The organism is Rickettsiales bacterium (genome assembly GCA_033762595.1).
Taxonomy (GTDB): Bacteria; Pseudomonadota; Alphaproteobacteria; order Rickettsiales; family UBA8987; genus JANPLD01.
The window spans coordinates 1-7,792 of the sequence record JANRLM010000045.1 but is presented as its reverse complement, the minus strand read 5'-3'; the positions used below and the strand labels follow the sequence as shown (position 1 = coordinate 7,792).

Annotated in this window: 7 protein-coding genes and 1 pseudogene; 6 read left to right on the top strand and 2 right to left on the bottom strand. The window is 33.4% G+C overall.

Annotated elements, in window-relative coordinates:
* From SFT90_03555 to SFT90_03530, 6 genes are all read left to right on the top strand, one after another.
* Window positions 1-726: hypothetical protein (locus SFT90_03555; GenBank protein ID MDX1949562.1), on the top strand; the 726-nt coding region annotated here is incomplete at its 5' end.
* 14 nt (window positions 727-740) lie between these two features.
* Complete coding sequence (locus tag SFT90_03550; protein ID MDX1949561.1) at window positions 741-1,661, top strand: D-alanine--D-alanine ligase; 921 nt, start codon at window positions 741-743, stop codon at window positions 1,659-1,661.
* A gap of 7 nt (window positions 1,662-1,668) precedes the next feature.
* Window positions 1,669-2,493, top strand: coding sequence for a cell division protein FtsQ/DivIB (locus SFT90_03545; protein ID MDX1949560.1), 825 nt, complete (start codon window positions 1,669-1,671; stop codon window positions 2,491-2,493).
* Window positions 2,494-2,517: 24 nt separating this feature from the next.
* Window positions 2,518-3,216, top strand: coding sequence for a pirin family protein (locus SFT90_03540; protein MDX1949559.1), 699 nt, complete (start codon window positions 2,518-2,520; stop codon window positions 3,214-3,216).
* A gap of 17 nt (window positions 3,217-3,233) precedes the next feature.
* Window positions 3,234-3,422, top strand: coding sequence for a DUF2892 domain-containing protein (locus tag SFT90_03535; GenBank protein ID MDX1949558.1), 189 nt, complete (start codon window positions 3,234-3,236; stop codon window positions 3,420-3,422).
* Window positions 3,423-3,505: 83 nt separating this feature from the next.
* On the top strand, window positions 3,506-4,609 hold the full coding sequence (locus SFT90_03530) for a D-alanyl-D-alanine carboxypeptidase family protein (GenBank protein MDX1949557.1): 1,104 nt from the start codon (window positions 3,506-3,508) through the stop codon (window positions 4,607-4,609).
* Window positions 4,610-4,938: 329 nt separating this feature from the next.
* On the opposite strand, the pseudogene SFT90_03525 reads toward SFT90_03530, so the two are convergent.
* Together SFT90_03525 and SFT90_03520 are read right to left on the bottom strand one after the other, a co-directional pair.
* Window positions 4,939-6,870: pseudogene (locus SFT90_03525) on the bottom strand (UvrD-helicase domain-containing protein).
* 49 nt (window positions 6,871-6,919) lie between these two features.
* The coding region (locus SFT90_03520) for an HAD-IC family P-type ATPase (GenBank protein ID MDX1949556.1) at window positions 6,920-7,792 on the bottom strand (873 nt) is incomplete at its 5' end.

Genomic DNA, 7,792 nt, shown 5'->3' with positions numbered 1-7,792 from the left:
TGCAGGCAACTGGCGGATACCCAGAGGTGGTTCTTAAAAAAATATATGACAATTAAAAATAAAAATTCTGGCTATTCAATTTTGGAGTTAGTGCTTGCGGTTTTCACAAGCTCTATAGTTTTGCTCGGGGCTTATTCCGCTTATACTATTGTTGCTGAACAATTTAAGCGAAATAATCTTGTTTCAGAAATTAGAGATTTTGCGATGCCTACTATTAGGTTAATCTCAAGGGATTTAAGATTGGCTGGCTATAAAGAAGTTGATGCAAATGTTGAATCTACTATGGGCAATATTGAAACTCCTATTACCATCACAGATTCTGGCACTTCCGCGTGTTGCGATGGTTTGCAGATAGTTTATGATAAAACTTCTACTGAAAGAATTCGTGTTACTTATTTTATCGCCAATCGCTCAAACCCCACAAGAAAGGCGATGTTTATGAATATTGAAACTTTCAACGGCTCAACTTGGGATATGCAAACGCAAAACGCAATTGTTACTGATTATGTTGAGGATTTTCAAATAGAAGGGAGAAATTTTAATTCGCTCGGTCAGCCACGGCTTGTTAATTTCAGCCTTATTTTTAGAAGTAGAAATAAAGTAAATACCTCGCAAAATTTTCAAAAACCTGATTATCAAGCCGGAAACTTCACATTTTCCGCCAATGATAATTATTTGCGAGAAGCATTTGAAACTTCCGTTAGATTGCGTAATATAGCAGAGTAAAAATCTGTTATATAATGCAAGAAAAAATTCAAAATCTCTTATCTAAAAATATTGCGATCGTTTATGGTGGTCCTTCTTCTGAGGCGGAAGTTTCTACAAGAACCGCAAACGCATTTTATGAAAGCCTTAAAAGGCAAGGTTTTAACCCAATTAAAATTGAATTTTCTAAAAATATTTTTTCTGATTTAACTTCAAAAAATATAAATTTAGTTGTGAATGCAATGCACGGCTTATATGGTGAAGATGGCTGTTTGCAAGGTATTTTAGAGGTTCTTCAAATTCCATATACTCACAGCGGCATTTTAGCTTCCAGCGTGTGTATGAATAAATCTCTTACCAAAGAGATTGTAAAAAATAACGGTGTAAATGTTGCGGAAGATATAATTTTAGAAGGCTCGCAAGTTATAATGCAAGATAAAATTCCTTTTCCTTTTGTAATTAAACCTATCGCGGATGGCTCTAGCGTTGGTGTTCATATTATTTTTAATAAGGCGGATTTAGAAAATTTATCGCTAAAAAATTCTCAAAAATATTTGGTTGAAAAATATATAAAGGGCAGGGAGTTAAGCGTTGCAGTGCTTGATGATAAAGCCCTTGGTGTGGTTGAAATCAAGCCTATTAGCGGTGTCTATGATTATAAAAGTAAATATACAAAGGGTGCGACCGAATATATTTGCCCTGCACAAATTCCAAAGGAAATTGAAAATCTTGCGTTAAAATATGCAGAAATTGCTCATATAAAAACCAATTGCAAAACTATTTCACGAAGCGATATAATTTTTAATGAAGCAGAAAATAAATTATATTTTTTAGAAATAAATACTCACCCCGGAATGACAGAAACCTCTCTTGTTCCAAAGATTGCCGCTTCAAAAAATATTAGTTTTGATGAAATTGTTTTAAGATTAATTTTAACCGCAGGTTTAGAGATTTAGTTTAACTATGAAGCAAAAACCTAAAAAGAAAAAGAAGGTTAATCTCAAAAAACCTGAGGATTTTATTCGCAAAAGAAAAATTCGTTTTGCTGTTAATCGCTCGCTGAAAATTTTTCAAATTACATTATTAGTATTTTTTGCAATTTTTTTAATATGGTGTTTTCTGTTTGATGGCTATTCAAAAGTAGTTAGAAAAGTGAAAAATGAAATCGCTGAAAAGACAATAAAACTTGGTCTTGAGCTTGAAAAAGTTGAGATTTCTGGTAACAAAACTGTTAATCATAATGATATTATTAATGCAATTTATGATGCGGTTGATTACTCTGAAATACCAATATTAATGCTAGATTTAGAAGAAGTGCAGAAAAATATTTCTGAAGTTGGTTGGGTTGATAAAGCAAATCTTAGAATCAAACTTCCAAATACATTAGAAGTTGAAATTATTGAGCGAAAGCCGAGTTTTATTTGGGTTCAAGATGGAAAATTTTCCCTCTCCGATATTCGAGGAAATCTAATTACTTACAAAGTAACACCGGAAAATCAAAATCTTCCCACCATAAAAGGTAAGGATAGTAAGAGAGAAATCTCAGAAATTTATGATATAATTTCTTCTTCGCCAGAGCTTCACAAAATGGTTACTTCTGCTATGAAAATTGGCAATAGAAGGTGGGATGTTGAGTTGAAAAAATCTATTAAAGTTAAGCTACCTGAAACAAATGCAATCTCTGCTTGGAAAAAATTATCAGAGCTAAATAAGAAAAATAATCTTCTTTCTAAAAAAATATCTTATATAGATATGCGGATTGAAAACCAATTAGTAACAGGGTTTTAATAAAAATTAAAATTTAGAAAAGATATGGCAAAAATTTTCAGATTTTCTGATTTAGGTAAAGCTGATTATGGTTGGCTGAAAGCCAATTATCATTTCAGTTTTGCGAATTATTATAATCCAAACCGAACAGGCTTTGGTAAGTTGCTTGTGATAAATGATGATAAAGTATCGGCTGGAAAGGGCTTTGCACCTCACTCTCATAAAGATATGGAAATTATTACCTATGTTCGCTCTGGTGCTATTACCCATCAAGATAGCCTTGGTAACAAAGGTAGAACAATCGCAGGTGATGTTCAAGTTATGAGTGCTGGCAGTGGCATTACGCACTCCGAATATAATTATGAAACGGAAGATACAACCTTATTTCAAATCTGGATTCAACCTAATGAAATGGGCGTTAAACCTAGATGGGACGCTAGAAAATTCCCTAAAGAAATTTCTGAAAATTCACTTACTTTACTCGTTTCAGGCAGGAAGGAAGATGAACATTTAAGCCCACTTTTTATATATCAAGATGCGGCGATTTGGGGTGGCAATCTTAAGGCAAATAGCCTTGTAAATCATAAGGTTAAATATAATTCTTATATTCTTGCTTCAAAAGGTGAATTTGAAATCAACGGGCAAAAAATGCAACAGGGTGATGGTGCTGAAGTAAAAGAAGCTAAAGAAATTCAGATAAAAACTTTTACAGACTCAGAAATTATTGTTATTGATACTCCCTAAACAAAATTGATTTTGCTATGAAATGTAATGTCGGCGGAAAAGATAGAAAAATAAGGTTTGGGGCTGGTTTCGTGTTGCTTTTACTTGGTATTATTATAAAGCACCCAATCTTTTTCTTGCTTTCAGGAGTTGCCGTAATAACTGGTTTTTTGAAGTTCTGCCCTGCGTATTTCTTGCTCAAAAAATCAACAATTGATAAAAATTAACTCATTTTAGTAGGTTTAGCCTATAAATTTCAATGATTTATAAGCTTTTTCGTGATATAATGAAATTAGAATAAAATAAAAATATGATTAAATCCCTCTTAAATTTTCTTTTTTTTAATCTTGCGATTTTTGCAATCTCAGTAAGTGCGAGTGCAAGAAGTTCAATCAATAATTCTAATCCGTATTTTTTTCCTGATAAATATGCAAGCCTTGTTGTTGATGCAAAAACTGGAGATATTCTTCATCAACAAAATGCTGATGCAAAAAGATATCCAGCTTCACTTACTAAAATGATGACGCTTTACTTAGCTTTTCAAGCCCTTAACGATAGAAGATTATCAATGAATGAAATGGTTAATGTTTCTCGTCATGCGGCCGCACAACCTAGAATGAAACTAGGTTTAAGAGCTGGTGAAAAAATTTCAGTTAATGATTTGATAAATAGCGTTATAGTTCTTTCAGCTAATGATTCTGCGGTAGTGCTAGCGGAAAGAATTAGCGGCACAGAATCAGGGTTTGCTAAAACTATGACTAATATGGCGAAATATCTAGGTATGAAAAATACAAATTTTGCTAATGCTTCAGGGCTTCCAAATGCTAATCAATATACAAATGCTAAAGATATGGCAAAGCTTTTAGTTTCATTAAGAAGGGATTTTCCGCAATATTATAATCTGCTTTCAAAAAAATCGTTTGTTTATAAAAGGCAAGAATTTGGTGGACATAATAGGCTTTTGAGGGATTATGCAGGTGCGAAAGCTGGTAAAACAGGTTTTATAAATGCTTCTGGTTTTAACCTCGCATTAAACGCAGAGAGAAACGGCAATAGCTTAGTTGGTGTTGTAATGGGCGGAAAATCAGCCACTGCAAGAGATAACCATATGAGAAAAATTTTAGATGAAAATTTTGCTATGCTAAACAAAAATAATGGCGGAACATTTTTTGCAAAAAATAACCCTACAAATGTTAATAGGGGTGCATTTCAGAAGCCTGCAATAGTTTATTCTAATGTAAAAAAACCTCTAACGGTTGATAGATTTGCAAAAAATAACAATGTTACAAATGTAAAAACTATTAATAGTTATGCAATGAATGATGAGAAATATTCCAACAGAAATTCAGCTCCTGCAAGCCTTTCTAATGGCTATCAGCCTAAGTTTTTCTTTTACACTTCGCCAGTAAAATAATTTTTTTTTTTATAATTTTCTCAAGCAACTTTTTCTATAAAATCTTCTAGTAAAGTTTTGATCGCAGCTTTTTCAAACACAATTTGCAAGTGCTTTCCATTTATGTTTAACACTCTGCCAACGCCAAAAACGGGGTGATTAACTTTCTCACCAACTGAAAATTTATTCTGCGATTTTTCTGCTAATTTTCTTGAGTTAAATCCATTGCTGATTGAAGGTATTTCAAAATTATTTTGCTTTTCATTCAAGCTATTTTCTTGAGTTTTTGAAGCAAAATTTTTACCCTTATAGCCCGCACCAAGCCCAGCTTTATTGATGATTTCAACTGCATCTTCAGGCAGTTCATCAACAAATCTTGAAGGAACAGAATTTATAATATTACCAAAAATCATCCTGCTTGAAGCAAAACTTATCATCAAATTTTTCTTCGCTCTTGTGATTGCAACGTAAGCAAGGCGGCGTTCTTCTTCAAGCCCTTCACGCCCTAGCTCATCAAGAGATTGCTGGCTTGGGAACAAGCCTTCCTCCCACCCTGGTAGAAAAACATTATCAAACTCCAGCCCTTTTGCGCCGTGAATTGTCATTATAGAAATCATATCTTCAACTGGCCTATCATCTGCATCAGCAACAAGGCTGATATGCTCAAGAAATTCGTAAATATCTGTGAATTGAGAAATCGCACTTACAAGCTCTTTTATATTTTCAAGCCTGCCTTTAGATTCAATAGTTTTTTCAGTTTCCCACATATTTTTATAGCCAGAATCCTCAATGATTTTTTCAACCACTTTAGCGTGAGGCTGTTCAGAAAAATCATTCCGCCAAGCAATTAAATCATCAACAAAACTTTTTAGGGTTTCCCTTGTTTTTGGCTTGAGGTTGATTGAATTTGCAATTGTTGGTTTAATATCAAAAAAGCTATCCACGTCACTATAAACATTATTATAAATCGCATCAAAAAGGCTGATGGAATTTTGATTCGCAAATTTTTTAAGATCATTAATTGTTTTTTCACCAATTCCTCTTTTAGGAAGATTAATTATTCGCTCCAAAGCAAGATCATTTTCTGGCGTAACGCTTGCCCTTATGTAAGCGATTATATCCCTAATTTCCATTCTCTCATAGAATCGCAAACCACCGAGAATTCTATAAGGAATTGCCCTGCGAATAAAACATTCCTCAAACGCCCTAGTTTGATAACCAGCACGCACAAGAATTGCCATATTATCAAGCCGTTTTTTATAAATTTGTTGTTGGGCTTCAATTTCATCTGCTATATAATTTGCTTCCGATTTATCGTCCCAGAGGGAAACTAATTTTATCGCATCACCATTGCCGTTATTTGCTTTCAAGGTTTTTCCTAAGCGATTTTGATTATTCGCAATTACCGCATCAGCACCTGCTAAAATTTGAGTGGTTGAACGATAATTTGTTTCTAAGCGAACAATTTTTGCATTAGAAAAATCTTTCTCAAATCGCAAGATATTACCAACTTCCGCACCACGCCAACCATAGATTGATTGATCATCATCACCAACGCAACAAATATTCTGCTTATCTTGAGCGAGCAAACGAAGCCACATATATTGCGCGGTGTTGGTATCTTGATATTCATCAACCAAAATATACTTAAATTTGCGATGAAATTCCGCCAAAATATCAGTATGATTTTTGAATAAATTTATGCATTTAAGAATTATATCTCCAAAATCTATCACATTAAGAATTTCAGATTTCTTCTGATATTTCTTATAAATTTCTGCTGCTAAATCACTATCATCTGTAAGGTTTTCAGGGTTAATAGCTCTATCTTTCCAGCGATTAATTTGAGCTATAATTCCCTTAGGATTAAACTTTTTTTGATCAATTTCCATCTCCGTCATAATTTCTTTAATCAAGCGAAGTTGATCATCTGAATTTATAACGGTGAAGTTTTCTTTTAAGCCCACAAGAAGTGGATATTTCCTTAAGATTTTAAGGCTTATAGAGTGGAAAGTTCCAAGCCAAAGCCCTGCTGAAATATCGCCAACCATTTGATGAATTCTATGCTCCATCTCTTTTGCAGCCTTGTTTGTGAAGGTAACCGCTAGGATTTGACTTGGCCAAGCCAAACGATTTTGCAATATAAACGCAATACGAGTTGTTAGCACTTTCGTCTTACCAGTGCCAGCCCCCGCTAAAACTAATAAAGCCCCTTCAGTGTGGCTTACTGCCTCAAGTTGCTCAGGGTTTAGTGAAGATAAAATTTGATTAAATTGATGCATTAAAAAAGTAAAAAAGAATGTATAAAAAATATTTTCTAATTTAACCAATTCAAATTTTTTTGCTAGACAATCTTAAAGAATTTAGAATTACAACTAAGGAAGATAAACTCATTGCGATTGCTGCCCAAAGTGGCGTCATAAAGCCAGAAATTGCATAAGGGATTGCCAAAATATTATAAAAAAATGAGAGATAAATATTCTGCTTAATTAAATTTCTAGCCCTTTTTGAAATTAAAATTACATCTAAAACTGGCTTTAATTTTGCACCTTTGAAAATTATATCAGCATAATTTTGAGTTATATCAACCGCATTACCAGGCGAGATTGAAACATCGGCGAAAGCTATGGAAGGTGCGTCATTCAAGCCATCACCTACCATAATTATTTTGTGATTTTTTTCTTTCAGAGATTTTACAAAACTATATTTTTCTTCTGGCAATTTTTCATAAAAATATTCAGTAACACCAAGCTGATTTGCAATATTTTCAACATTTTGTTTTATATCACCTGAGAGTATAATCGGCTCTAGGCCAAGCCTTTTTATACTATCAATCGTTTGTTTTGCATCAACTCGAAGCCTATCTTCCAACTTAAAAATTTTAATATTATCAGATATTTTTAACGCAATTAAATTGGCAAAATTTTCTGATGAATTATTTTCAACACTGCACCAACTTGGCTTACCAAGTCGAATTTGAGTATTATTAAAATAAGCCTCTAAGCCTTGCCCTTGATATTCCTTAACTTCAAGATTGTAAATCTGCCCACTATAGCTTTCAGCGATAGCTTTTGAAAGCATATGCGAGCTTTTTATCGCTAGGGAAGTTGCAATTTTCAGCTCCTCCTCAGTGAAATCTGAAAGATTAGAAATCTTGAAATTCCCTTCGGTAAGCGTTCCGGTTTTATCAAAAATTATTTTATC